General features: G+C 61.3%; 1 protein-coding gene. It reads right to left on the bottom strand.

The window, feature by feature from the left end; translation table 11 throughout:
• Positions 1 to 101: 101 nt before the first annotated feature.
• The coding region (locus ACVJO7_RS33985) for a flavin-containing monooxygenase (RefSeq protein WP_491676366.1) at positions 102 to 1,405 on the bottom strand (1,304 nt) is incomplete at its 5' end.

Here is a 1,405-nt window from a genome sequence, read left to right as displayed (position 1 = left end):
CATGTCTTCGCAAACACGATCATCGCAGGTCAGCGGGCACCTATCGTCATCTCCCCACCGGCAGGCCCGTCGCTACTCGCGGATTCGGGTCAGAGGAACAGCTAGCTGAGGGTGAACCCCTCGTAGCCGCGCTGTGCCACCTCGTCGCACTTCTGCACGTACATAGGAAGGCCACCCGGATAGCTCAGCTGCTCGCGCTTCTTTCCGGGGATGTTCGCGCCCATGTACCACGAATCGGCCAGCGGGAACAAGGTGCCATCATTCAGTTCTTGGACGTGCTTGCTCCACCCGGTCTCCGCTTCCGGTGTGGGCTCGATTCGAGAGAATTTCTCCTTTCGCATGTAGGTGATGCAGTCAATGATCCAGTCGCCGTGCACCTCGGCGCACGTCGGCCCGTTGCAGAACGCCGTCGGAGCCTGCGGCCCGTAAACGTAGAAGAGGTTGGGGTAGTTCGCACTGGTCATGCCCAGGTACGAGCCCACACCGTCCGCCCACTTCTCCTTGAGGGCGCGGCCGTCCAAGCCACGGATGTCGATCTGGGTGAGGCTACCCGTCACCATGTCGAAGCCCGTCGCCAGGACCAGCACATCCAACTGGTGCTCGGTTCCGTCCTTCGTCAAGACCCCCCGGGGCGTGATCCGTTCGATCGGCGACTCGCGCACGTCTACCAGGCTGACGTTTTCCTGGTTGAAGCATTCGTAGTAGTACTGTTCCAGCGACGGCCGCTTCACTCCGAACGGGTGCGGCTTGATCGTTGGAGCGAGCTTCTCAGCCAGTTCCGGATCATTGATCCGTGCCCGAGTCTTGTCGCGCCAGAACTCATAAAATGTATCGTTGGCTTCCTCGCTCGTGAACATATCGTTGAATGTTCCGAGCCAAGGCTGAAAACCTCCCGCCTCCCAGAGTCGCTCATATGTCTCGCGACGCTCCTCGGGCGAGACCTCCAGGGCCGACTGGGGCAGGAAATCATAGTGGAACCCACCGAAAGACTCTGCCGTCCGGGCTCGCACCGCATCTGCGTACTGCTCCTTGAGACGACGCTCGATCCACGCGTTCTGGACCTGGTTCTGCATCGGCAGCGCGAGGATCGGAGTCCGCTGGAAGACCGTCAGGTGCTCGGCAACCAGGCTCGCCTCCTGGGTCACCTGAACACCACTGGCGCCAGTGCCAATGATCCCGACTCGCTTTCCGCTGAGATCGACCCCCTCCTGCGGCCACTGAGCGGTGTGGTGACATTCGCCTTCGAAGCTGGTCAATCCCTCGAACGAAGGAATGTACGGCTTGGCCGCGATACCGGTGCACAACACAAGGGGCTCTTCCCAGATGACGGTGTAGGTCGGCCGGGCGCGTCGGTCCGCAGATAGACGTCGAGGTCTCCCGACGATGGAGGTTCCTACGCCATCCA

The organism is Pseudonocardia sp. DxW (assembly GCF_058448985.1).
This window is presented reverse-complemented; position numbering and strand designations above follow the sequence as displayed.